The organism is Tardiphaga sp. (genome assembly GCF_028290495.1).
GTDB lineage: Bacteria > Pseudomonadota > Alphaproteobacteria > Rhizobiales > Xanthobacteraceae > Tardiphaga.
This window is the reverse complement of record NZ_JAQGJT010000155.1, coordinates 1-26,949: the sequence shown is the minus strand read 5'-3', so window position 1 is coordinate 26,949 and position 26,949 is coordinate 1. Positions and strand designations below refer to the sequence as shown.

24 protein-coding genes are annotated in these 26,949 nt (G+C 63.9%); 11 read left to right on the top strand and 13 right to left on the bottom strand.

Features of this window, described 5'->3' with window-relative positions:
* A partial coding sequence (locus JWQ24_RS23120) for a LysM peptidoglycan-binding domain-containing protein (protein ID WP_299813020.1) occupies nucleotides 1-413 on the top strand: 413 nt, incomplete at its 5' end.
* 208 nt (nucleotides 414-621) lie between these two features.
* Here JWQ24_RS23120 and JWQ24_RS23115 read toward each other — a convergent pair.
* From JWQ24_RS23115 to JWQ24_RS23095, 5 genes are all read right to left on the bottom strand, one after another.
* Nucleotides 622-1,776, bottom strand: a complete 1,155-nt coding sequence (locus JWQ24_RS23115) for a CarD family transcriptional regulator (RefSeq protein ID WP_299813032.1) — start codon at nucleotides 1,774-1,776, stop codon at nucleotides 622-624.
* 184 nt (nucleotides 1,777-1,960) lie between these two features.
* Nucleotides 1,961-2,299, bottom strand: a complete 339-nt coding sequence (fdxA, locus tag JWQ24_RS23110) for a ferredoxin FdxA (protein WP_299813017.1) — start codon at nucleotides 2,297-2,299, stop codon at nucleotides 1,961-1,963.
* 153 nt (nucleotides 2,300-2,452) lie between these two features.
* Nucleotides 2,453-2,722 (bottom strand): RNA-binding S4 domain-containing protein, encoded by a 270-nt coding sequence (locus JWQ24_RS23105; RefSeq protein WP_299813014.1) that lies wholly within the window; start codon nucleotides 2,720-2,722, stop codon nucleotides 2,453-2,455.
* A gap of 165 nt (nucleotides 2,723-2,887) precedes the next feature.
* The gene (locus tag JWQ24_RS23100) at nucleotides 2,888-6,367 is read right to left on the bottom strand and encodes a helicase-related protein (protein WP_299813011.1); all 3,480 of its coding nucleotides are present in this window, start codon (nucleotides 6,365-6,367) and stop codon (nucleotides 2,888-2,890) included.
* Nucleotides 6,368-6,646: 279 nt separating this feature from the next.
* Nucleotides 6,647-7,438, bottom strand: a complete 792-nt coding sequence (locus JWQ24_RS23095; RefSeq protein ID WP_299813029.1) for a DUF3108 domain-containing protein — start codon at nucleotides 7,436-7,438, stop codon at nucleotides 6,647-6,649.
* 443 nt (nucleotides 7,439-7,881) lie between these two features.
* Here JWQ24_RS23095 and rpmB point away from each other — a divergent pair, with 443 nt between their 5' ends.
* Nucleotides 7,882-8,199 (top strand): 50S ribosomal protein L28, encoded by a 318-nt coding sequence (rpmB, locus tag JWQ24_RS23090; RefSeq protein ID WP_299813008.1) that lies wholly within the window; start codon nucleotides 7,882-7,884, stop codon nucleotides 8,197-8,199.
* Between the two features lie 188 nt (nucleotides 8,200-8,387).
* Here the strand turns inward: rpmB and JWQ24_RS23085 are convergent, their stop codons facing one another.
* Complete coding sequence (locus JWQ24_RS23085) at nucleotides 8,388-8,585, bottom strand: type II toxin-antitoxin system HicA family toxin (protein WP_299813005.1); 198 nt, start codon at nucleotides 8,583-8,585, stop codon at nucleotides 8,388-8,390.
* Nucleotides 8,586-8,768 carry a DUF1902 domain-containing protein gene (locus JWQ24_RS23080; protein WP_299813002.1) on the bottom strand — a complete coding sequence of 61 codons (183 nt, stop codon included), beginning with the start codon at nucleotides 8,766-8,768 and terminating at the stop codon, nucleotides 8,586-8,588. It abuts the gene before it with no gap.
* A 210-nt stretch (nucleotides 8,769-8,978) separates the two neighbouring features.
* On the opposite strand from JWQ24_RS23080, the gene JWQ24_RS23075 reads away from it, so the two are divergent.
* On the top strand, nucleotides 8,979-9,299 hold the full coding sequence (locus tag JWQ24_RS23075) for a PepSY domain-containing protein (RefSeq protein WP_299812999.1): 321 nt from the start codon (nucleotides 8,979-8,981) through the stop codon (nucleotides 9,297-9,299).
* Between the two features lie 95 nt (nucleotides 9,300-9,394).
* Here JWQ24_RS23075 and JWQ24_RS23070 read toward each other — a convergent pair whose 3' ends face one another.
* Nucleotides 9,395-10,027 (bottom strand): HAD-IA family hydrolase, encoded by a 633-nt coding sequence (locus JWQ24_RS23070; protein WP_299813026.1) that lies wholly within the window; start codon nucleotides 10,025-10,027, stop codon nucleotides 9,395-9,397.
* A gap of 205 nt (nucleotides 10,028-10,232) precedes the next feature.
* On the opposite strand from JWQ24_RS23070, the gene JWQ24_RS23065 reads away from it, so the two are divergent.
* Nucleotides 10,233-11,717, top strand: coding sequence for a sensor domain-containing diguanylate cyclase (locus JWQ24_RS23065; protein ID WP_299812996.1), 1,485 nt, complete (start codon nucleotides 10,233-10,235; stop codon nucleotides 11,715-11,717).
* A gap of 107 nt (nucleotides 11,718-11,824) precedes the next feature.
* On the top strand, nucleotides 11,825-14,563 hold the full coding sequence (locus tag JWQ24_RS23060) for an EAL domain-containing protein (RefSeq protein WP_299812993.1): 2,739 nt from the start codon (nucleotides 11,825-11,827) through the stop codon (nucleotides 14,561-14,563).
* Between the two features lie 17 nt (nucleotides 14,564-14,580).
* Here the strand turns inward: JWQ24_RS23060 and JWQ24_RS23055 are convergent, their stop codons facing one another.
* The 3 genes from JWQ24_RS23055 to cobS form a co-directional block, all read right to left on the bottom strand.
* Nucleotides 14,581-15,534, bottom strand: coding sequence for an esterase-like activity of phytase family protein (locus JWQ24_RS23055; RefSeq protein ID WP_299813023.1), 954 nt, complete (start codon nucleotides 15,532-15,534; stop codon nucleotides 14,581-14,583).
* Nucleotides 15,535-15,757: 223 nt separating this feature from the next.
* Nucleotides 15,758-17,656: a cobaltochelatase subunit CobT gene (cobT, locus tag JWQ24_RS23050; protein ID WP_299812990.1), complete on the bottom strand. Its 1,899-nt coding sequence runs from the start codon at nucleotides 17,654-17,656 to the stop codon at nucleotides 15,758-15,760.
* A 223-nt stretch (nucleotides 17,657-17,879) separates the two neighbouring features.
* On the bottom strand, nucleotides 17,880-18,887 hold the full coding sequence (gene cobS, locus JWQ24_RS23045) for a cobaltochelatase subunit CobS (RefSeq protein WP_299812987.1): 1,008 nt from the start codon (nucleotides 18,885-18,887) through the stop codon (nucleotides 17,880-17,882).
* 169 nt (nucleotides 18,888-19,056) lie between these two features.
* Here cobS and JWQ24_RS23040 point away from each other — a divergent pair, with 169 nt between their 5' ends.
* From JWQ24_RS23040 to JWQ24_RS23020, 5 genes are all read left to right on the top strand, one after another.
* Nucleotides 19,057-19,203: a hypothetical protein gene (locus JWQ24_RS23040; RefSeq protein WP_299812984.1), complete on the top strand. Its 147-nt coding sequence runs from the start codon at nucleotides 19,057-19,059 to the stop codon at nucleotides 19,201-19,203.
* Nucleotides 19,187-19,837 (top strand): DedA family protein, encoded by a 651-nt coding sequence (locus JWQ24_RS23035; protein ID WP_299812981.1) that lies wholly within the window; start codon nucleotides 19,187-19,189, stop codon nucleotides 19,835-19,837. The genes JWQ24_RS23040 and JWQ24_RS23035 overlap by 17 nt, the downstream gene beginning before the upstream one ends.
* A gap of 98 nt (nucleotides 19,838-19,935) precedes the next feature.
* Nucleotides 19,936-20,538, top strand: a complete 603-nt coding sequence (locus JWQ24_RS23030; protein WP_299812978.1) for a PadR family transcriptional regulator — start codon at nucleotides 19,936-19,938, stop codon at nucleotides 20,536-20,538.
* 1 nt (nucleotide 20,539) lies between these two features.
* Complete coding sequence (locus JWQ24_RS23025) at nucleotides 20,540-21,286, top strand: siderophore-interacting protein (protein ID WP_299812975.1); 747 nt, start codon at nucleotides 20,540-20,542, stop codon at nucleotides 21,284-21,286.
* Nucleotides 21,287-21,532: 246 nt separating this feature from the next.
* On the top strand, nucleotides 21,533-22,495 hold the full coding sequence (locus tag JWQ24_RS23020; RefSeq protein ID WP_299812972.1) for an acetyl-CoA carboxylase carboxyltransferase subunit alpha: 963 nt from the start codon (nucleotides 21,533-21,535) through the stop codon (nucleotides 22,493-22,495).
* A 125-nt stretch (nucleotides 22,496-22,620) separates the two neighbouring features.
* On the opposite strand, the gene JWQ24_RS23015 is transcribed toward JWQ24_RS23020, so the two are convergent.
* Both JWQ24_RS23015 and JWQ24_RS23010 read right to left on the bottom strand, forming a co-directional pair.
* Complete coding sequence (locus JWQ24_RS23015) at nucleotides 22,621-23,475, bottom strand: outer membrane beta-barrel protein (protein WP_299812969.1); 855 nt, start codon at nucleotides 23,473-23,475, stop codon at nucleotides 22,621-22,623.
* A 352-nt stretch (nucleotides 23,476-23,827) separates the two neighbouring features.
* The gene (locus tag JWQ24_RS23010) at nucleotides 23,828-24,775 is read right to left on the bottom strand and encodes a peptidylprolyl isomerase (RefSeq protein WP_299812967.1); all 948 of its coding nucleotides are present in this window, start codon (nucleotides 24,773-24,775) and stop codon (nucleotides 23,828-23,830) included.
* A gap of 371 nt (nucleotides 24,776-25,146) precedes the next feature.
* Here JWQ24_RS23010 and secA point away from each other — a divergent pair.
* The coding region (gene secA / locus JWQ24_RS23005; RefSeq protein ID WP_299812964.1) for a preprotein translocase subunit SecA at nucleotides 25,147-26,949 on the top strand (1,803 nt) is incomplete at its 3' end.

The window sequence follows — 26,949 nt, the reverse complement described above, 5'->3', positions numbered from 1 at the left end:
CCGGCTGGATGGAGAATGTCGACAAGGCCTCGACCGAGGATCTCACCATCAACGGTTTTCCGGTGGCGTCGGCGACCGCGCACGGCGATAGCTGGCAATTCAAGGTCTACGCGCTGCGCTTCGGCAGCGACGTCTACCGCTTCATCTTCGCCGCCAAGCAGAAGGGCAACGAGAGCGAACGCAACGCGCGCGACACCGTGGGCTCGTTCCGCCGCCTGACGCTGGCCGAAATCCAGGCCGCACGCCCGCTGCGCCTCAAGGTGATCACGGTGCAACCCGGCGACACCGTCGATTCGATCGCCCACCGCATGACCGGCGTCGACCGCCCGCTGGAGCGCTTTCGCATTCTCAATGGCCTCGACGGCAACGCCAGCATCAAGGCGCGAGAGCGCGTGAAGATCGTGGTGGATTAACCTCGTCATTGCGAGGTCAAGGAAAGCTGGCTTCCAGCTTTCCCCTTAGCCGTTGCGACGAAGCAATACAGTTCTTCGCTTGCGGCGTCTGGATTGCTTCGCGGAGCCTGTCGTCGGGCCGGCGAAGCCGGACCCGTTGGCTCGCAATGACGACAGCAAAAAGCCCGGCGTTTCCGCCGGGCTTTTGAACTTTGATCCGTAAAACTGCTTACGCTGCTTCGTCGGCGGCGGCGACATCGTCGCCATCCTCGTCGGATTCCGCACCGGCGTCGGCGCCGGCTTCGGCCTTGGCCCCGCGGCGCGGGCTCTTGGCGAGCTGGCCTTCGATCTCCTTGACTGCTTCGGTCTCGGTGACGTGCTGCACGACTGCGATTTCGCGCGACAGACGATCCAGCGCGGCTTCATAGAGCTGGCGTTCGCTGTAGGACTGTTCGGGCTGCGAGTCCGAACGGAACAGATCGCGGACCACTTCGGCGATCGCAACGATGTCGCCGGAATTGATCTTGGCTTCGTATTCCTGGGCGCGGCGCGACCACATCGTGCGCTTGATGCGAGCGCGGCCCTTCAGCGTCTCCAGCGAGCGCTTGACCAGCGCCGGCTCCGACAGCTTGCGCATACCGACATTCGCCACCTTGGCGGTCGGCACCCGCAGCGTCATCTTGTCCTTCATGAAATTGATCACGAACAGTTCAAGCCTGGCGCCTGCAATCTCCTGCTCCTCGATGGCGAGGATCTGGCCGACGCCATGCGCCGGATAGACCACGAACTCGCCGGTCTTGAAGCCCTGGCGCTGGGTCAGAACCTTCTTCGGCTCCTCCGCGCGCGCGGCCGGCTTGGCAGCGACAGCGGCCGTTTTGGCAACAGGCGCCTTGGCAACCGGGGCCTTGGCAGCAACGTCCGGCTTGGCCACAGGCTTCACGGCTTCCTTCGGCGCGGCAGTCTTGGCAACGGGAGGCTTGGCGGCAGCAACAACAGGCTTCACGGTCGCCTTGGTCTCCACCTTGGGAGCAACCTTGGCGGCAGGCTTTGCAGTCTTATTGGGCATTTCACTTCTTTTGTTTTTCGAGGACTTGTCTTTTGAAGGCTTGTCTTTTGAAAATTTGGCCGCCGCGACCTTCGCATTGGTCCGGGTGTCCTTGACAGAAACCCGGGCACGGCTTTTGGTTGCAACACGGCTCGCCGCGGCTGCTTTCTTCGAAGCGGGCTTCGCAGAAACTTTCGACGGTGAAACTTTGGAGGGCGACACTTTCGACGGTGAAACCTTCGCCGCCTTCAAAACACTCTTTTTACGCGTTTTCTGTGACACAGCCTGTGCACGGGAACTGCCGCGCCCCTGTTTGATGTTTAACGGGGAACCCGGCAGGCCCAATCAGCGGCACCACAGGGTCCAGCTATTCGAATTGTGCCTATAATAGCACATTTCCCGCAAAAATCAATGATTTATGGCCGCCGAGGCCGCTTCAGGGCCGCCGGCAGGTCATAATCGACGTCAGGGTAAATTTCTCGCCGGGGGAAGAAGCCGCCGCCGGCATGAGCTGCCGTGCGGGTTAGTCGCCGGTGCCCGGTGCCGGGGAGAAGAACTTGTCGAACTTGCCATCGACGCCGTCGAATTCCTTGGCGTCAGGAGGCGCGTCCTTCTTCTGGGTGATGTTCGGCCAGAGCTTGGCGTATTCGGTATTCACCTCGAGCCACTTCTCCAGGCCAGATTCGGTGTCAGGCTTGATGGCGTCGGCCGGGCATTCAGGTTCGCAGACGCCGCAGTCGATGCATTCATCCGGATGGATCACGAGCATGTTGTCACCCTCGTAAAAGCAATCCACGGGGCAAACTTCAACACAGTCGGTATACTTGCACTTGATGCAGGCTTCGGTGACGACGTAGGTCATCCATGGCTCCGGAAACGATCGATTTTCAAGGGTTGGCGTAGCGCACCCGCAGGGTCGCCGCAAGGGATGCTGCGCGCATCGGTAGACGCCTGCCGGCGAATAGCAAGAAGCTGCTGCCAATGGTGAATCCGGCGCGGCATCCTGCTGAGATAGTTATTCGGGCGGCTGTTGCAAATCGCCGTACAGCGCTTTCGCGGCGGTGGCGTCGCCGCGCCGCTCGGCAAAGCCGGTGACCTTCATCACCCGTACAGTACGATCCAGCGCGACGGTCACGACATCGCCGATCTTGACGCCATGACCCGGTGATTTTTCCCGCGTGCCGTTGATGCGGACCCGCCCGCCCTCGACCAGCGCAGCCGCACCGCTACGGGCTTTCACCACCCGCGCATGCCACAGCCATTTATCGAGACGCTGGCGCTCCAATCACCACCTGTCACACGATCGATATTTCAACTCAGCCCTCATCCTGAGGTGCTGCCACTTGGCCGCGTCTCCAGCAAATGGCAAGGCCATTCGCTGGGGATGGCGGCAAGTCCCTCATGGTTCGAGACGGCGCCGAAGAGGCGCCTCCTCACCATGAGGACCAGCTCAATCCTTGCGCGCGGTCAGTTGTTCCTTGAGCGCAGCCAGCTTGGCGAAGGGCGAGTTCGGATCGATCGGGCGATCACGCTCGCGCGGCGCAGCACTGGTGGCGTAGGGACGCGTCGCGCCGCCGCTGTTGCGATCATTGCGGTCGGGACGACCGTCGCGGCCGCCCTTGTCGCGGTCGCCGCCCTTGAACTTACCCTTGCCGCGGTCGCCGAAGCTCTTCTCGCCGGGTTTCTTGTCGCCGAAGCGCTCGCGCGGCGGACGACCCTTGTTGTCGTTGTCGCGCGGACCACGATTCGGCGCGCCTTCCGCAGCTGCGCCGGCATTGGCCGCAGGCGCGTCGGGGCGCGGACGGCGGAATTCGCTGCGATCGCGGCGGCCTTGGTTGGGACGATCGCCGGTGCGCTCGCGCCTGGCGCCATCGGCCGGCGCTTCGCCTTCGGCGGGCTGCGCGGCGCCGGATGGATTGGCGTTGCGCTGATGGCGGTTACGGTCGTGGCGCGGCGGGCGACGCTCTTCCGAACGGCCGCCGGGACGCCAGACTTCCACCATTTCGGGCGCGGCGGCTTCAACTGCCACAGCTTCGCTCGAACCTTCCGCAGCCGAAACGTCCGTTGCGACGGCTTCGGCTTCAGTGGTTTCGGATTCAGCGGCAGGCTTGGCAACAGCGGTCGCTTCGACCGGTGCCGCGTCTTCAACAACTGCAGTTTCCTCAACCGCGGCTTCGGCAGGCGCCGTCGCCGGATCGGGCTGCAACTCGACGGCAGCTTCTTCGCTCACCGCGCTCGGCACCAAGTCGACATCCGGCAGCAGAGAGGCCGACGGCGATTCGATCACGTCCTCAGCGACAGGCGCATCACCAGCGATGTCGGCGATTCCCTGAGTCTCGACGGCAATGGCAGGCTCGTCGGCCACGCCATCGGCAACCACGGCCTCGGTTGAGGCCGCGTCAGCAGCCACCACTTCGACAGGCGTCGTCGCGGCCACCGGCCGGGGCGGCGCGGGCGGCAGCGGCGCACGCTTCTCCATGCGATAGCCCAGCGCGCGCAGGATCGAGGCGAAATCTTCGCCGGCCGAACCGGTCAGCGAGGTCATCGCCTGCGTTACCACGAAGCTGCGGCCATCGAAGGCGCCGGCGGGCTTCTCGCCCGGTGAGGCTTCGCGCCACGACAGAGCGGGACGAATGAGGTCAGCCAAACGTTCGAGAATATCGACGCGCACCGCGCGCTCGCCGCACTGGCGATAGCCGAGGATGCGGTAGGCGTCGCGGTCCAGCAGCTTGTCGACCGGGAACGAGGTGCGGCCGGAGCCGGCCAAATGCTGCGCAGTGGACAGCGCCGACATGTCGACATTGTCCTGCTTCTGCGCCCACAGCAGCAGCGCCAGTGCGCGCGCCGCGGGCTTCAGGAGTGCAGGGACATAGATGTGATAGGCGCCGAACCGCACGCCGTATTTGCGTAAAGTGGCGCGCGACGGCTGGTCGAGATCCTTCATCTCGGTGGTGATCTTCTGCCGCTCCAGCACGCCGAGCGCCTCGGTGAGCTGGAAGGCGATGCCGCGGCCGATGCCGGTAACATCTTCGGCCTTGGTCAGGTCGAACAACGGACCCAACAGCTTCTCGATATGCGTCTTGAGCCAGAGATCGAGCCTCGTCTGCACCGCGTCGCGCGGCGCGCCGTTAAGGCGATCGTCGGAAATGATGCGCAAGCGGGGATGCAGCACGTCGTCGGCCGCAACCAGCCGCGCCACCGCGTCGCCGGTCCAGCGCAGCGTGCCGTCGGAGGCCAGCACGAACTGGTCATCGGGGGCGTTCGACAATTTCTCGGCGCGCGCCTCGATTTCACCGGCCAGCGCCTTCAGCGCGGCGGCCTGCAAGGCCTTGGCGTCTGAGCCGGCCTCGGCCGCATCAGGCGCAAAGGTGAAACCGTCCAGACGGCCAATTACATGGCCCTCTACGATCACTTCGCCAGTTTTACCAATTTCAGTATTCAACATCGTATTTTCCCGCAAGCGGCGCATCAATACACTGGTACGGCGATCAACGAAACGCTCCGTGAGCCGTTCATGCAGTGCATCTGACAGTTTATTTTCAAGTTCGCGAGATATTTGCTGCCAATGTTCGGGATCGGCGAGCCAATCCGGACGATTTGCCACAAAGGTCCAGGTCCTTATCTGGGCGATTCGCCCCGACAATGTGTCGATATCACCATCTGTACGATCCGCTTGCGCTATTTGTGCGCCAAACCATGCATCGGGAATGCGGCCCCTTTGCATCAGGAAGCCGTAGATCGTCACCACCAGCTCGGCATGCGCCGCCGGCGCAATGCGACGGTAGTCCGGAATCTGGCAGGCCTCCCACAGTTTTTCGACCGCGGCCTTGCCTTGCGCCCACTCCTTTACGTCAGGATCGCGCGCGGCGTGGTCGAGCACGCGCAGATCCTCGGCTATCGGCGCACGAGTCAGCGCCTCATGGTTGGGCACCGCCGCCAATGACACCTGCAACGAGGCGATCGAGGAGAAATCCAACCTGGAATTGCGCCATTGCAGCACCTTCACGCTGTCGAAGGTGTGATTCTGCAGCGCATTGACCAGTTCGGGCTCGAACGGCGCGCAGCGGCCTGTCGTCCCAAAGGTGCCGTCGCGCGTCGCGCGCCCGGCGCGGCCCGCGATCTGCGAGAACTCCGACGGGTTGAGCCGGCGAAACTGGTAGCCGTCATATTTACGGTCGGAGGCGAAGGCCACGTGATCGACATCGAGGTTCAGGCCCATGCCGACCGCATCGGTGGCGACGAGATAATCGACGTCGCCATTCTGGAACATCGCGACCTGCGCGTTGCGGGTGCGCGGACTGAGCGAGCCCAGCACAACGGCCGCGCCGCCGTGCTGGCGCTTGATTAGCTCGGCGATGGCGTAAACCTCGTCGGCCGAGAACGCGACGATCGCGGTGCGCCGCGGCTGCCGCGTGATCTTGCGGTCGCCGGCGAATTCCAGATGCGACAGCCGCGGCCTCGTCACGATGCTGGCGCCCGGCAGCAGCCGCTCGATGATCGGGCGCATGGTGGCAGCACCGAGCAAAAGCGTCTCGTCGCGGCCGCGGCGGTGCAGGATGCGGTCGGTAAAGACATGGCCGCGCTCGAGATCGGCGGCGATCTGGATCTCGTCGACGGCGAGAAAGGAGAAATCGATGTCGCGCGGCATCGCCTCGACGGTGGAAACCCAGTAGCGCGGCCGCGCCGGCTTGATCTTCTCCTCGCCGGTGATCAGCGCCACCGATTCCGGCCCGGCACGATCGACGATCTTGTTATAGACCTCGCGCGCCAGGAGGCGCAGCGGCAGGCCGATGATCCCCGAGGAGTGCGCCAGCATCCGCTCGATCGCCAGATGGGTCTTGCCCGTATTGGTGGGACCGAGCACCGCGGTGACACCGGCGCCAGGAGCCCTGCCGTTGGACGGCAGCAGCGGGGAGGAAGAAAAGGCCATAATTTCAGGTATTTCTGCGTCGCCGGCTTTTCAAGTCTGTATCACTTTGTAACGCCGGAAAGCGCGCGGCGGTAAGCTTTGGAACGGGGCCGGAACGAAACCAGCCCGAATCGGTGACTCCGCACCGCTCCACCTGCTCGACCCCAACATCTCGCGTGAACGAATGCCTTGCTTCACTAGATCAAGTTTGCGGCGGCGTCACAAGGGCTGCAAAACCGCGGAATTCATGAACGCTTCGAGGACTCCAAACCGGCTTTGAGTCAAGCTGCGCGGCAGTGATTAATTCGTCTTCGCCGCGGTGCGCGGCGGTACGGCGGTGGTGACGAACTCGACCGCCTCCAGCGCGGCGGTGCCAAGCGGTGTCGGCACCGTGACCTTGAACGGCACCAGCACGCGGGTGCCGGCGATCGGCGCGAACCAGACTTCGATGTTGCGCTGAGCGGCGAGATATTTGATCGCGGCGCGGTCCGGGATGTAGCCGGCGACCGGAGTGAAATACAGCGCGCAGACGATCGCCGGGCCGCGATAGCCCTTCTCCGCCCTGACGGTCTCCATCCGCTTGTAATCGAGCTTGAGGTCGTAACGCATGCGGCCATCGAAGATCGAGGTCCCGACGCGGCAGGAATCCGCCGCCAGAACCTCGCCGGTGCCCGCCACGCGCAGCAGCGAGCCAGTCATCGGATCGAGCACGTTGCGGCGATGCGCGTCGGTGATGACAAGCCGGTCGGAATCGACCGGCGGCTCCGGCTCGATCGTAAATTCCTTCACGTAGCCGGCGGCCAGCACCATCCGGATCACCTCGGACTTCTTCGACGACGTGGTGGTGGCAGTATAGGTCGAGGGCACCAGGGTGCCGGCAACAACGCGGCCCGCGGACGAGCCGGTGCCGGTACCACCGGCAAAGGCCTTCAGCAGGCCGGACGTGCCGCCCTGCGCCGCGGCGCTGTAGGAATCATCGGAAATGTCGATCGACCAGCCGCCGCGGCCGACCGGAATGCCGGCGAGGCTGGCTTCATATTTGGCCTCCAGCCTGCCCTGCGCCGCCGCAGGCGCAGCAGAGGCCAGCAGCATGGTCACCGCCAGCAGTCCCGCCGCAACCTGCAACAGGGCGCAGAGGGAGTAAAACGTCTTCACGACAGGGTTCACTTCGACATTTCCTCAAGCGACGCCCCAGGCAAAACCCGATGCAGCCGGCCGCGCGTGGCATCCGGCAGTGGATTGATGACGATCCACGCAGTATACTGCAAGAGACGACCAAGGTACTGCCAAGGCGCGGCTGCGACAGGCGATGTTTCCGGTTCGAATACGTCGATTATATGATGGAACCGGCCCGCTGAACCGCACCGCCGCGGGCATCGCGCAGCTCGAACAAGCGACATGCCCGGCTAATGTTGCCCGGATATCTTGACGCTGCTGCTCACACGCCCTATAGGTCCGCGGTTCCTGAAAATGGACTCGATTTACAACCCCTGCCTGGCGAATGGCTGGTGCGGGGATGACAAAGGATTTTCGCCATGTCCCGTCGCTGCGAACTGACACTCAAGGGCCCCCAGGTCGGCCACAAGGTGAGCCACTCGAACCACAAGACCAAGCGCCGGTTTTTGCCGAACCTGGTCAATGTGACGTTCCTGTCGGACGCACTGGGCCGCGGCGTGCGGATGCGCGTTTGCACCAACGCCGTGAAGTCGGTCGATCACCGCGGCGGCTTTGACGCCTACCTGATCAAGGCCAAGGAGCATGAGCTCTCGCCGAAGGCCGTGCTACTCAAGCGCGCCATCGAGAAGAAGACCCCGGCTGTGGAAGCCCCGGTCGAAGCTGCCTCCGCGGCGTAAGCTTTTCGCGCCGCCGCTGGCGGTTTAGCGAAGATCAGAATTTGAGAACGGCCGGATCGCGGGATCCGGCCGTTCTTGTTACGTGGGCCGACGATAATTCAGACATACTCAAGCCGAAGGTCGGCGGTTACCGGAAATAGATCGAAGGATCGCGTCGAGCGGAATAGCGCAACTACGGCGCCCTGCTCTCAAAATGCCTTCGGCAATTCCGCCTGCCGCAGGATGGCATTGGCGGTGTGTCGGCTGGGCATGCCAATGGGCACAGTGAAGTTTCGCTGCGTGATCGGGCTGTGCCAAATTTCGTGAATACCGCGCCCTTGCCGAACCAGCGTGCAACCGGCGGCGCGCAGCAATTCTCGCAGCAGCCGGTCGAACGCCAGCGCCATTCAGATCACCGCGGGTTCGACTTCGCGTAGCGCCATGATCTGCAGGAACAACTGCTCCGGCACCACATCCGGATGATTGTCCGGCAAGGGGTCGAGCGCCATCGTCGAGATTTTCGCCAGCAGTTCGTCGAGCGTGTCCGCGTCGGCAGCGGCGGGGATATCGTCGCAATGGTCCCTCCACACCGCGGCTTCGGCATCCCAGGCGGCGGCGACGGTGCGATCGCTGGCTTGGACATGTCGGCTCCGTGAGGGCGGAGGCTGATTAATATCACTTATTCCGACGGCTCGCCCACCACAACATCGCCCCATATGCGGCGGGAACACCCTGCCGCACGAGCGGTTCTGTCCTCGGTGCGCTGCGGTGCGGCGCGGGGACAATCGAGGAGAATTCCGATGCAGAACACATGGCGCAAGGCGATGACACCGCTTGTAGCAGCGATAGCGATTGGTGCTGCGACGCCGGTGCTGGCGGCCGATTTCGGCAGCCGGCCCTACGTCAGCGGGCCGCCGCTTCTCGAGGCGCCGGTCGGGCCGTTCACGCTGGAGCAGGCGCTGGCGGTGGCCAGCGAGATCGGCGTGGTGACGGTCTCGAACACCCATTTCACCGGCGAGCAATGGGAGATCGAGGGCCGCGACAGCTACGGCAAGTGGATCGAGGTCGACATTGACGCCCGCACTGGCGAAGTGCGGGACGTGGACCGCTCCATTCTGTAGGACGTGTAGCCCGATATACGCGGCGGCGGGCGAAAGCTTGCCGCCCACTTGTTTGAGCTGTGGGTGCGGACTGTGAGCCCCACGGCCCCCGCCCCCTACCCCAATGTCATCCCGGTGGCCGCTTCCAGTTCCGCGATCGCCGTGGCGGCGTCGCTTACCTTGATCGTGGTCATGCCCATGGCGCGCGCCGGCTTCAGGTTGACGCCGAGGTCGTCGAGATAGACGCAACAATGCGGGTCGACCAACAATGCCTCGGTCATCATCGCGTAGATCTTCGGATCGGGTTTGCGCAGGCCGATCTTCGCGCTCTCGATGACATGGTCGAACAGCACCATCACCTCGGCAACGTAGAGCGCACGGCCATCGGACGAGCCCATCGCATTGGCCGGCAGGTTGTTGGTGATGCAGCCGGTTTTGAACCGCGCCTTGATCCGCCGTAGCGCCTCGACCATTTCGGGGCGGATCTCGCCCTTCAGCAGCGTCACTACATCGCGGCCGCGCACCTCGGCGCCGAGCGCACGGGATTCTTGGGCGAACAGTTCGTCGAACGCCTCGATGTCGAGTTCGGCGCGCTCGAACCGCGCCCAGGCATTCTCGAAATGGTTTTCCGCATTGGTGCGGCGGATGATGTCGGCGGGCAGCCCGCGCTCGCGTTCAAAGCGCGCAAAGGCTTCAAACGGCGACGAGGTGATCACCCCGCCGAAATCAAAGATCACCGCCTCGATCATCTGCCGCTTCTCCGCATCCCGTTCTGCCATCGCTAACACGACTCGTCGACAATCCGAACGACCGGGCTTTATTTACCGCGCATTAACCATGTCGCGCCGTTCGCGGAAACGTGAGGGGATATCGTCGCTCAGCCGTCCGACATCGAGCACGGGGATGGTAGGTATTTGCTCCATCGCGCCGCCCCCGAGAGATGCGCCCCCATCGATGCCTGCACGGCCTGTCCCAGAACCCACCCGCCGGATCTCGCCGCGCTGGCTACTCGCCGGCGTGATGCTGGTGGTGATCGGATTTCTGGCGATCTGCGGCAGCGTGCTGTTCAGCATGCGGCAGGGCGACGAGCGGCTGGCGCAGCAGACGCTGGGCAATCTCGCCACCGGGATCGACGCCGAGATCAACCGCAACATCGAAATGCACGACCTGTGGTTACGCGAGGTCGCTGCCAACATGACGGTACCGGAAGTGCTCGCCGCCACGCCCCGGATGCGGCAGTTGGTCCTGTTCAACCATGCCACCATCGTGCGGCATTCCGGCCCAATCCAGGTGCTCGACGTGCTCGGCAACGTCACCATTGATTCCACGGCGCCGGTACCGAAGGTACAGAATTTCGCCGACGAGGAATTCTTCCGGGTGCATCAGCGCGATCCGCTGGCCGGGCTGTATATTTCCAGGCCGATGCTGCACCAGGGCGTCTATGGCATCGTGCTGAGCCGGCGCATCGCCGCGCAAGACGGCAGCCTGCTCGGCGTCGTCACCGACTTCATTCGCTACAGCTATTTCCACGAGTTGATCGCGCGGCTGCAGTTGCAGCCGGACGACGTCATCACCGTGATCCGGCAGGACGGCGTGCTGATCCTGCGCGAGCCGTTCGACATGGACATCATCGGCGCCGACCTCAGCCGGCTGCCACGCGTGGAGAAGGCGCTGGCGTCATTTTCCGGCTCCAACCTCGGCACCAGCAAGATCGACAACATCGAGCGGCTCTATGTCTGGCGGGACGCGCATAACCCGCTGATCGTGATCGTCGGCCGCTCCACCGCGGCGATCTACGGACAATGGCGCCACGACGCGCTGCAGATCTGCGGCGCAATGTGCGCGCTTGGCTTGATCGCCCTGGCGGTGATGCTGCTGCTGATGCGCGAGATGAAGAAGCGTGCCGGCATCGAGCACCAGATGTTGCGTTTTGCGATGACCGACGCGCTGACCGGCCTCGGCAATCGGCGCCATTTCGATGCCATGCTGGCCAAGGAATGGCAGCGCGCGTTGCGCGCCCGCAGCCCGCTGGCACTGTTGATGATCGACGCCGATCACTTCAAGGCGTTCAACGATACGTTCGGTCATCAGGCCGGCGATACGGTGCTGGTCGAGATCGCAGGCTGCATCGCCGGCCAGGCGCAGCGCGCCAGCGACTGCGCTGCGCGTTATGGCGGCGAGGAATTCGCGCTGGTGCTGCCCGGCCTGTCGCTGGCCGAGGCGATCGAACTGGGCGAGCGGATCCGCGTCAACGTCGAAGCGCTCGACGCCGGAGCTGCGGTCACCGTCAGCATCGGCGCCGCAAGCCTGGTGCCATCCGCCAGCCGCGAGCCGGCCGATCTCGTGGGCCACGCCGACATGGCGCTGTATTCCGCCAAGGCCCACGGCCGCAACCAGACCTTTCCGGCCACGATTCGGCAAAAATGGATGGCCGCCTGACCGGGCCGATCACCATCTCAGGTATATATATTAACCGCCCGTTCACCTGCCTTGCTAACATCCCCTCCATAGTTCCCCGTTAATCATCTCCCTCGGGGAGTGACGACATGAAGTTTCGTCTGTTGGGCCAGAAGGCCGACGCCATCGACATGACTGTGCCGCGCGGCGCCCGCAACGGCCTTTTGATACCGCGGCGTAGCCCGGTGCGCTGGCTGATCGTGGCCGGCGTGCTGCTGATTTCGGCGATCGCGCTCGGCACCGCGATGACCGTCAATAATTTCCGTCAGCGCGCGCTGGCCAATTCCGCGCGCGAGCTGGAAAATACGGTGCTGTTGCTGACGCGGCATTTCGACCAGCAGTTCCAGGACCTGCAGCGCATCCAGAGAAGCCTCACCGCCGACCTGCTGGCCAACGGCGTGCGTTCGCCGATGAGCTTCGCCAACCGGATGTCGAGCTACGAATCCCATATCATGCTGCGCTCGAAGATCGACGACGAACTCGCCGGCGACATCACCGTGATCGATGCAGAAGGCAACCTGATCAACTGGTCGGGCCAATGGCCCGCACCGGAGCTCAACGTCACCGACAGCGATTATTTCCAGGCGATCAAGGCACAGGAATTCAGCAACGACAGCGAAATCGTGCAGCCGATCCAGAGCCGCATTACCGGACGCCCGAAGACCTTGTTCGGGCGCCGCATCAGCGGGCCGGAGGGTGAATTCCTCGGCATGATCACCCGCGGCATCGAACCCGACCAGCTCGAGAAATTCTTCGCCTCCCTGATGCTCGGCGAAAACGCCGCGATATCCATGTTCCATCGCGACGGCACGCTGCTGGCACGCTATCCCAAGATCGGCATATCCGGTCGCAAGATCGGCAAGGGCGCGCTGCTGCAGCATTTGCGCTTCAGCGACGAACCCGCAACGATGCGCGTGATCAGCCCGATCGACAATGTCGAACGCGTCGGCTCGATCCGCTTGCTGCGCGATTTCCCGATCGCGCTGATCGCGACCGCGACGGTTGACGGCGTTCTGGTGGACTGGCGCAGCCAGACCCGCTTCCTGATCGCCACCGCATGCCTCTGCGCGCTGATCATCACCGGCCTGCTGATCCTGGTGATCCGCCATATCCGCCGGCAGCACCGAGCCGCACAGGCGCTGCTCAAACTGGAAAAGAACCGGCTCGACACAGCCATGAACAACATGTCGCACGGCCTGGTGCTGTTCGACGCGGAAACCCGCGTGGTGATCCGCAACCAGCGCTATCTCGACATCTACGGCCTGTCGCCGCACGAGGTCAGACCGGGCATGACGTTTCACGAATTGATAAGCCTTCGCAAGGCGACCGGCTCGTTCACCGGAGACGTCGATGAGTATGTTGCCCAGACGCGGGCCACGAAGGGCATCGTCAATACATCGGTTGTGGAGATCGGCGATGGCCGCTCGATCCAGCTCACGGGCCATCCGGTGGCCGACGGCGGCTGGGTCGCAACCCATGATGACATCACCGAACGCCGCCTCAACGAAGAGAAGATCGCCCATCTGGCGCATTACGACGCGCTGACCGACCTGCCGAACCGCACGTTGTTCCGCGCCGAACTGGAGCGTGAACTGGCGCGTCTCGCCACCGGCACGCAGTGCGCAGTGCTCTACATCGACATCGACGAATTCAAGGGCATCAACGACTCGCTCGGCCACCCGGTCGGCGACGAACTGCTGAAGGCGATCGCACAAAGGCTGCGCGGCTGCGTGCGCGGGTCGGACATCGTAGCCCGGCTCGGCGGCGATGAATTCGCCATCGTGCAGACCTCGATCGAAACCCGGAAGGACGTCACCGATCTGATCGCCGGCATCTATGCCGCGATCCGCGAGCCGTTTGAATGCATCGGCCACCGCCTTTTGACCGACGCCAGCATCGGCATCGCGCTGGCGCCGAAGGATGGCAACGATCTCGATACGCTGCTGAAAAACGCCGACCTGGCGATGTACAGCGCCAAGGCCGACGGCCGGCGCACCTATCGCTTCTTCGAGTCGCAGATGGACGCCAAGGTACGGGCGCGCCGCATGCTGGAGCTCGATCTGCGTCAGGCGATAGCCTGTGACGGCTTCCGCGAAGGCGGATTCGAAGTCTATTACCAGCCGCTGGTCGATCTGAACGACGACATGGTGACCGGCTGCGAGGCGCTGTTGCGCTGGCGCCATCCCGAGCACGGCATGATCTCTCCGGCGGAATTCATCCCCGTCGCCGAAGAGATCGGCGTCATCAGCCAGCTCGGCGAGTGGGTGCTGAGCACCGCCTGCATGGAAGCGGCAAGCTGGCCCGGCGACATCAGCGTCGCGGTCAACGTCTCGCCGCTCCAGTTCCGCAGCCACACACTATCGCTCAAGGTCGCCGCGGCGCTGCTGGCGTCCGGCCTGCCGGCGCGGCGGCTGGAGCTGGAGATCACCGAGGCCGTGCTGATCCGCGACGATGACATCGCACTCGCCATCCTGCATGGCCTGCGCGAACTCGGCGTCCGCATCGCTCTGGATGATTTCGGCACCGGCTATTCGAGCCTGAGCTATCTGCAACGCTTCCCGTTCGACAAGATCAAGATCGACCGCTGCTTCGTCGCCGATATCGGTGAACCGCACGGCTCGTCGGCGATCGTGCAGGCCGTCGTCAACATCGCCGCCTCGCGCAACATGACCACCACCGCGGAAGGCGTCGAGACCGAGATGCAGAAGGAATTGCTGCGCAAGCTCGGCTGCACGCAGATGCAGGGTTACCTGTTCAGTGCGGCAAAGCCCGCGGCGGAAATCCGCAAGCTGCTCGGCGCGGAGCAGAACGGCGCCGCAGCAGCGTAGGCGTTCGTTGGCCTGCGCTATTCCACCAGCGTAAACTGCATCAACAGGGTTCGTTGCAGCATCGAGAAATTGTCGTCGGAGATCAGCGTCAGCACGGTGTCGCCCTCCGCCGTCACATGGACGTCGATGCCTTCGAAATTGTCGATCTCATAGCCAAGGTCGGCGTCGAAGATCGAAGCGCCGTCGACGGTTGCCCCAGGCGTGATCAACGCCAGCGCGATGCGGCGAATACGAATGCCGGCGCCGCCGAACAGCGAAAATTTCCGCTCCAGCAGCAGCAGGTCGCCGGACGGCAACTGTACGGCGTCGCTGATGTCGTAGCTGTCGGTGCGGCGCACCGAAAATTGCGTCGGCGCCTTGCCGCCGATGAGCCACGCCATGATGTTGCCGCTGGCATCGAGACCGCGTTCGGAGATCGCGATCAGCGTGCCGGCCAGCGCCATGCCCTTGCGCCCGACCACCAGGGATTCCAGACTGCCATTGGATGGCAACCGGCGCATGCCGGCCGGCTGCGGCAGCACTTCGCCGCGGGCACGGACGCCGTCGCGCCCGAAATCGAATTTCAGGATCTGGTGCACGCGCTCGATGCCGATATAGACGGTCGGCCCGTCGACGGCGATGGACTCAGTATCGAACCAGCCGCGTGCGGTGAGCGGCTTGCCGTCGGCGCCCAGGATCGGCGCCACCTCGACATCCGTCAGGCCAACCATCGCGCTGCCGCTATAGGCAATCTTGCCGGTGAACCAGTTGCCCTTGTCGCTGATGGCGACGAAGCCTTCGCCATTGGCATCCAGCCTCAACCCGGACAGGCCGCCGAATTCGCGATGTTTCGAGGTGAGGACGAGACCGCTGCGATAGCGCAGCGAACCGAACTGCAGATGGCTGCGGTCGCGCGGATCGAACGACGCAATCGGACGCGCCTCGACCTCGATGGAGACGGGGGATTTGGGCAGCGGCGCAGCGGGCCCCAGTGCGGATTGCGCGTGAGCGAGAGGCGAGATCGCTAGAGCGGCGAGGGCGACGAACGCTGCCAGCGTCGTGCCGATGCGGCGGCGCACCGACTCCCCTCCCCCTTGCGGGGAGGGGCCAGGGGTGGGGGTGCCACGAACATTACCGCTTATGTTTACCCCCCTCCCCGCCCCTCCCCCGCAAGGGGGGAGAGGGCGCTTCGGCCAGAGCGCTTTCATCAAAACACTAATGCAGCTTGCGACGGCGGCGACCGGTCGGTGCCGCGCCCGACGTCTCGCTGAACAATTCGGCGAGCTTCTCGGTGATCGCGCCACCGAGCTCTTCGGCGTCCACAATCGTCACGGCGCGGCGATAGTAGCGCGTCACGTCGTGGCCGATGCCGATCGCGATCAGCTCGACCGGGGACCGCGTCTCGATCTCCTCGATGATGTGGCGCAGATGGCGCTCCAGATAGTTGCCGGGATTGACCGACAAAGTGGAGTCGTCGACCGGCGCGCCGTCGGAGATCATCATCAGGATCTTGCGTTGCTCGGAACGGGCCAGCAGACGCTTGTGCGCCCAGTCCAGCGCCTCACCGTCGATGTTCTCCTTCAGGAGGCCTTCGCGCATCATCAAGCCAAGGTTCTTTCGCGCGCGGCGCCACGGCGCATCGGCGGACTTGTAGATGATGTGGCGCAAATCATTCAGACGGCCGGGGTTGGCTGGCTTGCCCGCGGCGAGCCACGCCTCGCGCGACTGCCCGCCCTTCCAGGCCCGCGTCGTGAAGCCGAGAATCTCGACCTTGACGCCGCAGCGCTCCAGCGTCCGCGCCAGAATGTCGGCGCAGGTCGCCGCCACCGTGATCGGGCGGCCGCGCATCGAGCCGGAATTGTCGAGCAGCAGCGTCACTACAGTATCGCGGAAGGTGGCTTCCTTCTCGTGCATGAAGGACAAAGGATGGTGCGGATCGGTGACCACGCGGGACAGCCGCGCGGGATCCAGGATGCCTTCTTCGAGATCGAAGTCCCAGGCGCGGTTCTGTTGCGCCATCAATTTGCGCTGCAGCCGGTTGGCCAGACGCGCCACGATGCCCTGCAAATGCGCCAACTGCTTGTCGAGATAGGAGCGCAGGCGCTCCAGCTCATCGTGGTCGCAGAGGTCTTCGGCGGCGATCACCTCGTCGAACTTCGGAGCGAAGGCGTGATATTCGGGCCCGCGCGGTTCGTTGGCGCCGCGCGAATTTGGTCGCGTCGCCTCGCCCGGCGTCTCGTCGTCGCCAAGCTCACCGTCGTCGAACGTGTCGGAGGTCGAGGCCTGCGCGCTTTCCATCGACTGTTCGGACATCTCGTCCGAGGTCGCCTGCGCCTGGTCGGCGCTCATTTCCTGCGAGGCGTCGCTTTCCGGTGAGCCTTCGGCGCCGGCCTGATCGTTCTCGCCCTGCCGCTCGTCGTCCTCACTCTCGTCCTCGGAGGACTCGGCGTTGCGGTCGTCGCCCAATTCCAGCGCCGATAGCAGATCATGCACGGCGTCGCCGAACTTGGCCTGGTTTTCGGTGAGGCCGTCGAGCTGGTCGAGACGGTGACCGATCTTGTCTTCCAAGATCGGACGCCACAGGTCGACCATCTTCTTGGCCGCGTTAGGCGGCGCCAGCCCGGTGAGGCGTTCGCGCACCAGCATCGCCAGCGCATCGGCGAGCGGCGCGTCGGCGCGATCGGTGATCTCGTCGAACTTGCCGCGGTGGAAATGGTCGTCGAGCATTGCCGAGAGGTTCTTCGCCACGCCGGCCATGCGGCGCGAGCCGATCGCCTCGACGCGGGCCTGCTCGACCGCCTCGAAAACGCCACGCGCCTGCGGATTGCCCGGCATCAGCTTGCGATGCACTTTCGGATCATGACAGGCGATCTTCAGCGCGATGGAATCGGCGTGGCCGCGCACGATGGCGGCGTCGCGCTTGCTCATTTTCCGCGCGGGTTCTGGAAGGCGGGCCTTGCCCGGCGACAGGCCGGGCCGCTCGGCGGCGAAGGTGACTTCCAGCTCAGGCGACTTGGCGATGGCCCGCAGGCACGACGTCACCGCGCGCTTGAACGGCTCGGTCGGCGCTTCTTTCGAGCCGGTGCGGAATTTGTTGGTGGTGGTTGTGCTCATCGCGGTGCGGACCTTGAGCTTCGCTGCTCTGTCTTTTCCCTCCCCCTTGCGGGCAGGGTGGCGCATCGGGAGCGAAGCGAACGATGCGTCGGGTAGGGGAAACCACAAACGCTATTGCCGCGTTGACCCCCACCCCGGCCTCCGCGGGCGGCGAAGCTTTGCTTCGCCTGGCTCGGCCACCCCTCCCCGCAAGGGGAGGGAGACCATCAGCCCCGTCGCAAACTCAGCTCAGCGCCACGTTGACCGAGCTCTCCGGCAACTCGGCATTGAAGCAGCGCTGGTAGAATTCCGCCACCAGCGGGCGCTCCAGTTCGTCGCACTTGTTGAGGAAGGTGACGCGGAATGCGAAGCCGATGTCGCTGAAGATGTCGGCGTTCTCGGCCCAGGTGATCACGGTACGCGGGCTCATCACCGTCGACAGGTCGCCATTGGCAAACGCGTTGCGGGTGAGGTCGGCGAGACGAACCATCTTGTTGACGATGTCGCGGCCCTCATTGGTGCGGTAGTGCTTGGCCTTGGCCAGCACGATCTCGACTTCCTCGTCATGCGCCAGATAGTTCAGCGTGGTGACGATCGACCAGCGGTCCATCTGGCCCTGGTTGATCTGCTGGGTGCCGTGATAGAGGCCCGACGTGTCGCCGAGACCAATCGTGTTGGCGGTCGAGAACAACCGGAACGACGGATGCGGCTTGATCACCTTGTTCTGGTCCAGCAGCGTCAGGCGACCAGAGACTTCCAGCACGCGCTGGATCACGAACATCACGTCCGGGCGACCGGCGTCGTATTCGTCGAACACCAGCGCGATGTTGTTCTGCAGCGCCCAGGGCAGGATGCCATCGCGGAATTCGGTGACCTGTTTTCCATCGCGGACGACGATGGAGTCCTTGCCGACCAGATCGATACGGCTGATGTGGCTGTCGAGGTTGACGCGCACGCAGGGCCAGTTCAGGCGGGCGGCGACCTGCTCGATATGGGTCGACTTGCCGGTGCCGTGGAAGCCGGTGACCATGACGCGGCGGTTGCGCGCGAAGCCCGCCAGAATGGCCAGCGTGGTGTTGCGGTCGAAGCGATAATCGGAGTCGATGTCCGGGACATGCGGGTCGCCGTCGGAAAAAGCGGGCACTTCGAGGTCGGAGTCGATGCCGAATACTTTCCGGACCGACACCTTCATGTCGGGAATCCCCGAAGACAATCCGGACTTTTCGTGTGGTTTGGTCATGGCGGCGGTCATCAATCCTCCGTGGTCCCGGATCTGCCGAAACCAGTCTCAAAATGGCTGCGGATGGGGTGCTGGCGCGAACGTAGCAGACCAATGCTGCCGGACAAAGCCCACCGGACGATCAAAGTTCCGTAGCATTTTCATCGAGATAAGTTCTGGACGGTGTTTTCGGAAGGCAGCAATGCGAATCAGCCGCGGCTGCGCGTGCAACGCGACAGTCACCCGGGACGGGATCAAAGCGCCGCGCCGGCGGTTTGATCCCTATATGAATGCGGCAACAGCGATGGCGATGACGCCGGATCGGATCATTCGTGGCTTCCTGGATTGAATCGCTGACGCACTTCGTCGCTGCGCACGCCTGGCTCGGCTACCTCGCATTGTTTCTCGCGGCCCTGCTCGAGGCCGTGCCGATGGTCGGCTCGGTGATCCCCGGCTCGACCATCATCCTCGCGCTCAGCGCACTGGTGCCGTCCGGCGATCTCGATCTGGCCTGGGTACTGCTGGCGGCTGCGGCCGGTGCGGTGATCGGCGACGGCTCGGCGTTCTGGGTCGGGCATGTTCAGCAGCGCAGCATCCTCGAAGCGTGGCCGATGTCGAAATATCCCGCCATCGTCGCGCAGAGCGAGGCGTTCTTCCACCGCTTCGGCACGCTGGCGGTTTTCTTCGGCCGCTTCGTGCCGCCGATCCGCGCCTTTGCCCCGGTCACCGCAGGCGCGCTCGGCATGGGCCCGCTGAAATTCTACACCGTCAATATCCTCGCGGTATTCCTTTGGGCGCCGGCTCATGTGTTGCCGGGCGTATTGGCGGTATCGGCGCTGCACGAATTCAGCGGCCTGCCGCATCACTCCGGCTACGGCAGGCACATCTGGATTCCCGCGGTGATCATCGTCGCCGCGATCGCAGGACTTGCGACCTGGTGGTGGCATCGCCGCAAGCGCACGCTGGCGGCCGCCTCCCCGTAGCCCCCATTTCGGAATGCATCAAAGATATATCTTTGTGCTTGTACGTTCGCTTCAAAGATATATCTTAGCCATATCTAAAACATACCAAGGGAACTCTCATGTTTGGACATCATCACGAATCCCACGGAGGCCGCGGCCGTCATCATGGCGGTGAACGTCACGCCGGCCCGCGCGACGGCCGATTCGGCGAGCGCGGCCCGCGTGGCTGGGGCGAAGACGCACCGGGCGAAGGTCGCGGCGGGCGGCGGCGGGTATTTGACGGCGGCGAGCTGCGGCTGGTGCTGCTGAAGCTGATCGCCGACCGGCCGCGCCACGGCTACGACCTGATCCGCGCCATCGAGGAGCGCACCGGCGGCGCCTATGCGCCGAGCCCCGGCATCGTCTATCCGACGCTGACGCTGCTCAGCGAGATGGGGCTGATCGACGAGCAGATCACGGAAGGCGCGCGCAAACAGTTCGCTATCAGCGCCGACGGCACCACACATCTCGCCGAACGTACTGCGGAAGTCACCGCGATGTTCGCGCGGCTGGATGCGCTCGGCGCCATGCGCGAACGCACCGACGCCGTGCCGGTACGCCGCGCGATGCACAACCTGAAGAGCGTGCTAATGCACCGGCTCGGCGAAGGCCTCGACAAGGAGAAATTGCTCGACGCGGTGGCCCTGATCGATGAAGCCGCCCGCAAGATCGAGAGGCTTTGAGATGGACGCTGTTACGCCACGTCACCAGCCCGTCCGGCTGCGCCATGAAATCCGTCGCCGCCTGCTCACCGTCACCGCAATCGAGCGCGTGACGGCGCAGATGCTGCGGCTGCATTTCACGTCACCGGAGCTGGCCGACTTCCACAGCCCGTCGCATGACGACCACATCAAGCTGTTCTTCCCCGGCGAAGGCGACAAACCGGAAATGCGCGACTACACGCCGCGCCGTTTCGACCCTGCCGGCCAGACGCTGGCGATCGATTTCGCGTTGCACGAGGCCGGCCCCGCGACCAGTTGGGCGGAAGCCGCAGGGGTCGGCGATACCCTGCAGATTGGCGGCCCGCGCGGCTCGACCGTGGTGCCCGACGATTTCGACTGGTACCTCCTGATCGGCGACGAAACGGCGCTGCCGGCGATCGGACGCCGCGTCGAGGAGTTGCGCGCAGGCGTGCCGGTCGCGACTTTCGTGGTCGGCGAAGCCCAACATTTCGATACCCGCGCCGTCTGGACACCGCACTGGATCGCGCGCGAGCCGGGCTCCGATGAACTGGAATCGCTGCGCAAAGCGCTGGCCGGCTTCACCCTGCCGGCGGGCGACGGCTTCATCTGGATCGCCGCCGAAGCCACGGTCGCGCGCAGCCTGCGCGGCTACATCATGGACGAGCGCGGCCACCCCCGCGAATGGACCAAAGCGGCCGGCTACTGGAAACGCGGCGAGGCCGACGCGCATGAGAAGATCGAGGACTAGAAGGTTGCGACAGAGACGGCGCGGCCTCTCAACCGTCGTTGCGAGCGAAGCGAAGCAATCCAGCCTTTTTGCTGAGGCAAGACTGGATTGCTTCGTCGCAACAGCTCCTCGCAATGACGAAGGAAAAATCAACCCGTTGATTTATAACGGGTAATTTCCTCTCTCGCCTTGACTTCGCGCCTCATTTGACTTGAAAAGCCTGCGACGGCAGTTTCGCCCGCCGTCTGTCGTTCCCATATGCATTGAATGTCCGAAAACATGCGCAGTTACCTCGACTTTGAAAAGCCCGTCGCCGAACTCGATTCCAAGGTCGATGAACTGCGCGCGCTCGCCGCCGGCGGCAGCGATATCGGCGAGGAAATCGTCCGCATCGAGGACAAGGCGGCCAGCGCGCTGCACGAACTCTATGCCAACCTGACGCCGTGGCAGAAGACCCAGGTGGCGCGGCATCCGCAGCGGCCGCATTGCATGAATTACATCGAGGCGCTGATCACCGAATTCACGCCGTTGGCCGGCGACCGCAAGTTCGGCGACGACGAGGCGCTGGTCGGCGGCTTCGGCCGGTTTCGCGGCGAAGCGGTCTGCGTGCTCGGCCAGGAAAAGGGCAACACCACCGAAAGCCGGCTGAAGCATAAATTCGGCATGGCGCGCCCCGAGGGCTTCCGCAAGGCGGTGCGCCTGATGGAGATGGCCGATCGTTTCGGAATTCCCGTGCTGTCGCTGGTCGATACCGCCGGCGCCTATCCCGGCATCGGCGCGGAAGAGCGCGGCCAGGCCGAGGCGATTGCGCGCTCGACCGATGCCTGCCTCGGTCTCGGCGTCGCCAATGTCGCCGTGATCATCGGCGAAGGCGGCTCGGGCGGCGCGATCGCGATCGCCACCGCCAGCCGCGTCCTGATGCTGGAACACGCGATCTACAGCGTGATCTCGCCGGAAGCGGCGTCGTCGATCCTGTGGCGCGATTCCACCAAGGCGCAGGAAGCCGCCACCAACATGAAGATCACCGCGCAGGACCTGTTCCGGTTCGGCGTGATCGATTCCATCCTGAAAGAGCCGGCCGGCGGAGCACACCGCGATCCCGCCGCCATGATCTCCACCACCGGGGACGCCATCGCCCAGGCCTTCAACGATCTGCGCGGCTTGGATGCAGCGACCATCCGTCAGCAGCGCCGCCAGAAGTTTTTGGACATCGGCCGCAAGATCGGCTGAGTTTTTTAATCAACAAAAAGCCCGCCCTCTGCAAAGGGGGCGGGCTTTTTGCGAGATCAATACCCGGATGTAGCGGCTCTATCGGGAAGCAAATAGCTTTAGCTTACTTCCCGCTCGCCCATGCCCTAAAACTTGTAGCTCAGCGCGGCGCGGGCGACACTGAACTTGGTGTCGCGGCTGGCGGCGTAATAGACCAAGCTCGCCGGCAGCGCCGTCCCCTGAAGGTTGCCGACCGCGCGGCTGGTGCCGAGATCGACATAGAGATATTCGCCCCGCACGATCAGATGATCGGTCAGCGCAAACTCGCCGCCGGCGCCCGCGGTCCAGCCCAGCTTGGTGTCGGACGTATCGCCCAGCCAGAGCCGGGGCGCAATTACGGCCGGCGAGAACGTGTTTGAGTTGCGTTCGCTGGTTTGCACGCCGCCATAGGCCAGGCCGCCAGTGGCGTAGACCAGCAGGCGTTCGACCGGCACGAAGCCAAGCCGGACACGCGCCGTGCCGAACCAGTCGACCTTGCTGCTGGAGCTGGCGCTCAGGCTTTCCGTGGCGGTCGAGAAACCGCCAAAAACGCCGAAACAACACGCCGTGCCGCTGCCGGCGCGCTGCGACTTGATATCGATGTAGTTGATATCCGTCTCCGCGCCGACGACCAGTCGACCGATCTGGTAGTTGTAGCCGGCCAGGCCGCCGACCGAGATCCCGGCACTGTTGCTGCCGGGGGTGGGGAAACCAACGATACTGCCCGGTGGAACGATGGCCGCGACGTTGCTATCCCCCATGATGTTGCCGCCATTGTACCAGCCGCCGCCTAGATTCACGCCGGCATAGAAACCGGTCCAGCTGAAGCCCGGGAGCGCGACGGCCGGCGCTTTCACCGGAAGGTCGGCGGCACAGGCGCCGGACGCCATCAGGAGGGCGGCACCGAGCCATGCGGCGCCAAGCCATTTGCGACCAGGCATCCTGCTGTCAAGAACGTGCATCCCGCGATCCCCTCCGAAACAGCCCCAGCCCGTCTGGCCAATCCATGATCGGCGTCCGCGAGGGCCCCGGTGTTTGAATTCAATGAGCTAAATTGCACGCCCCCGGGATGCAATGCGTAATTGCACACACTGCACAGAATGAGAGGTATCGTGGTATTTTCACCGCAATGCCTGGAAGGCTTAGACAAGGCGGCCGGGCGCCGGCTGCTATTACTCAGCAAAGAAGCCCGCCTTCTGCGTAGAGGGCGGGCTTCTTTGTTGCGGCTGGCGGCGGGTTTCTTCCCTCTCCCCGCCCGGCGAAGCCAAGCTTCGCTAGGCGGGGAGAGGGGAAGTTCAGAGCTTCGTCGCTAACTTACTTCTTCGCAGGCGCCATCTTGCTGTCGGTCGGCTTCGGCGCATCCGCCTTCGGCGCTTCGACCGGCTTGGCGGCGTCGGGGGTCGCGGCAGCCTGGTCCATGCGCTCGACCTTGGCGGCGGCACGCAGCGTGGTCACGTAATCGGCCTGCGCCTTGCGAACAACATAGGTCTCGATCTGCGGCTTGACCTGATCGAAGGTCGGCGCCTGGCGGTTGCGCTTTTCCTCGACCTTGATGATGTGCCAGCCGAACTGCGACTTCACGGGATCCGAGACTTTGCCCGGCTCCATCGCGAAGGCGACGGCGGAGAATTCCGGCACCATCTGATCCTTGGTGAAGAAGCCGAGGTCGCCGCCATCGGCCGCACCTGGATCCTTCGACTTCTTCTTGGCCAGCTCGGCGAAATCGGCGCCCTTCTTCAGTTCTTCCGCGACCGCCTTGGCCTCGGCTTCGGTCTCGACCAGAATGTGCCGGGCATGAACTTCGGCCTCGCCGGTGATCTGCTTGGCGGCGTCGTCATAGACCTTCTTCATGTTGTCGTCGGTCACCGCGGCCTTGCCTTCGACCGCCAGCAGATTGTCCATCAGGAGGCGGTTACGGGCGAAGGCCAACTTGGTCTTGAAGTCCTCGCGGTCGGCGATCTTCTTCTCCTCGGCGGCCTTGGCGACGATCTTCATGTCGATCAGGAACGACAGAACGTTGTCCTTCTTGGTCGCCGGATCCATCTGCGCCAGGCTGGGGCCGAGTTCTTCTTCAGCCAGAGCGACGTCGCTGGCGCGGATTTCCGAGCCGTTGACCTTGGCCAGCACCGGGTTGGCGGCGCTGGCATCTTGGGCATAGACCGGGAAGCTGGCGAGCCACGCCACCGCGAAGGCGCCGGTCAGGGCGGCCAGTGTGAGCCCCGGGCGCTGGCCCGGTTTCTTGTCGGGCGATACGATGGTCATGGAAAATCCTTATCTCAGGAAGGTGGGGCTATCGGGGTCCGCGGGACAGTCACTTAAACTACCCCTCTTGGCAACGCGAAAACTCTGTCAAAATGATGAAATCCTTGACAGGTTCGCGCCGTTGACAACCCTCTGCCCCAGCCATATCTCTCCAAAACCAGCCCGGTGGCAAAGGCGCGATTTCGGCTGCGCTGCGGCCATTGGAACGCTTCGATCCATGATTTTTTGATCGTGACCTCCTGGTTACGCCATTCTCGCGCATCATGGGCGCCCGATCGCGATCGAGGCCCTGAAGCGTCCCGACGGGTCGATCGACGCCCCGCTGACTATCTCACGGCGGCAACGCCGAACTGCAAAGACAGGATTTCGTTATGATCGGCGCGCTCGCCCGCAAGTTTTTCGGCTCCGCCAATGACCGCCGCATCAAGGCCTACAGCACGCGCGTCGAAGCCATCAACGCGCTGGAGCCGGAAATCGCCGCTCTCTCCGACGAGGCGCTGAAAGCCCGCACGGCCGAATTCAAAGCGCAAATTGCCGCAGGCAAGACGCTCGACGAGCTCCTGGTGCCCGCCTTCGCCACCGTCCGCGAAGCCGCCAAGCGCACGCTCGGCCAGCGACACTTCGACGTGCAGCTGATCGGCGGCATGGTGCTGCATGAGGGCGACATCGCCGAGATGAAGACCGGCGAAGGCAAGACGCTGGTCGCCACCCTCGCGGTCTATCTCAATGCGCTGGCCGGCAAGGGCGTCCACGTCGTCACCGTCAACGATTACCTCGCCAAGCGCGATAGCGGCTGGATGGGCCAGATCTACAGCTTCCTGGGATTGACCACCGGCGTGATCGTGCACGGCCTCGACGATGCCGAGCGCCAGCAAGCCTATGCCTGCGACATTACGTACGGCACCAACAACGAATACGGCTTCGACTACCTGCGCGACAACATGAAGTACCGGCTCGAGGACATGTGCCAGCGCGGCCACTTCTATGCGATCGTCGACGAAGTCGACTCGATCCTGATCGACGAAGCGCGCACGCCGCTGATCATCTCCGGTCCGCTCGACGATCGCTCGGAATTCTACAACACCATCGACGGCTACATTCCTCTGCTCGACAAGACCGACTACGAGGTCGACGAAAAGCAGCGCAGCGTGACGCTGACCGAAGCAGGCATGGAAAAGCTCGAAGGCCGCCTGCGCGATGCCGGCGAGTTGAAGGGCGAGTCGCTCTACGACGTCGAAAACGTGTCCGTCGTCCACCACGTCAATCAGGCGCTGCGCGCCCACAAGCTGTTCCAGCGTGACAAGGACTACATCGTCCGCAACGGCGAAGTCGTCATCATCGACGAGTTCACCGGCCGCATGATGCCGGGTCGCCGCTATTCGGAAGGACTGCATCAGGCGCTCGAAGCCAAAGAGCATCAGCCGATCCAGCCTGAGAACCAGACGCTGGCCTCGATCACTTTCCAGAACTATTTCCGCATGTACGAGAAGCTCTCGGGCATGACCGGCACGGCTTTGACCGAAGCCGACGAGTTCATGGACATCTACGAGCTCGAAGTGCTCGAAGTCCCGACCAACATGCCGCTGGTGCGCATCGACGACGACGACGAAGTCTATCGCACCAACAAGGAAAAATACCGTTCGATCATTTCGCTGATCGAAGAGTGCAAGCTGCGCGGCCAGCCGGTGCTGGTCGGCACCACTTCGATCGAGAAATCCGAACAGCTCGCCGAGATGCTGCGCGAAGCCGGTTGGGAAGCGCACGACTTCTCCGACCCGAACGCTTTCGCGGCGCTCTATTCCGGCGACGACGGCGCCACCAAGACCAAGGTCTTCGCTATCCTCAACGCGCGCTATCACGAGCAGGAAGCTTTCATCGTCTCGCAGGCCGGCGTACCGGGCGCGATCACCATCGCCACCAACATGGCCGGCCGCGGCACCGACATTCAGCTCGGCGGCAATGCCGACATGCGCATCCGCCAGGAAATCACCGACATCGAGGATTGGGGCCTGCGCGACAAGGATCCGCGCGCCGACGAAATCCGCAAGCAGGTGGCGCGTCTGAAGGAAAAGGCGCTCGCTGCCGGCGGCCTGTTCGTGCTCGGCACCGAACGGCACGAGAGCCGACGCATCGACAACCAGTTGCGCGGCCGCTCCGGCCGTCAGGGCGATCCG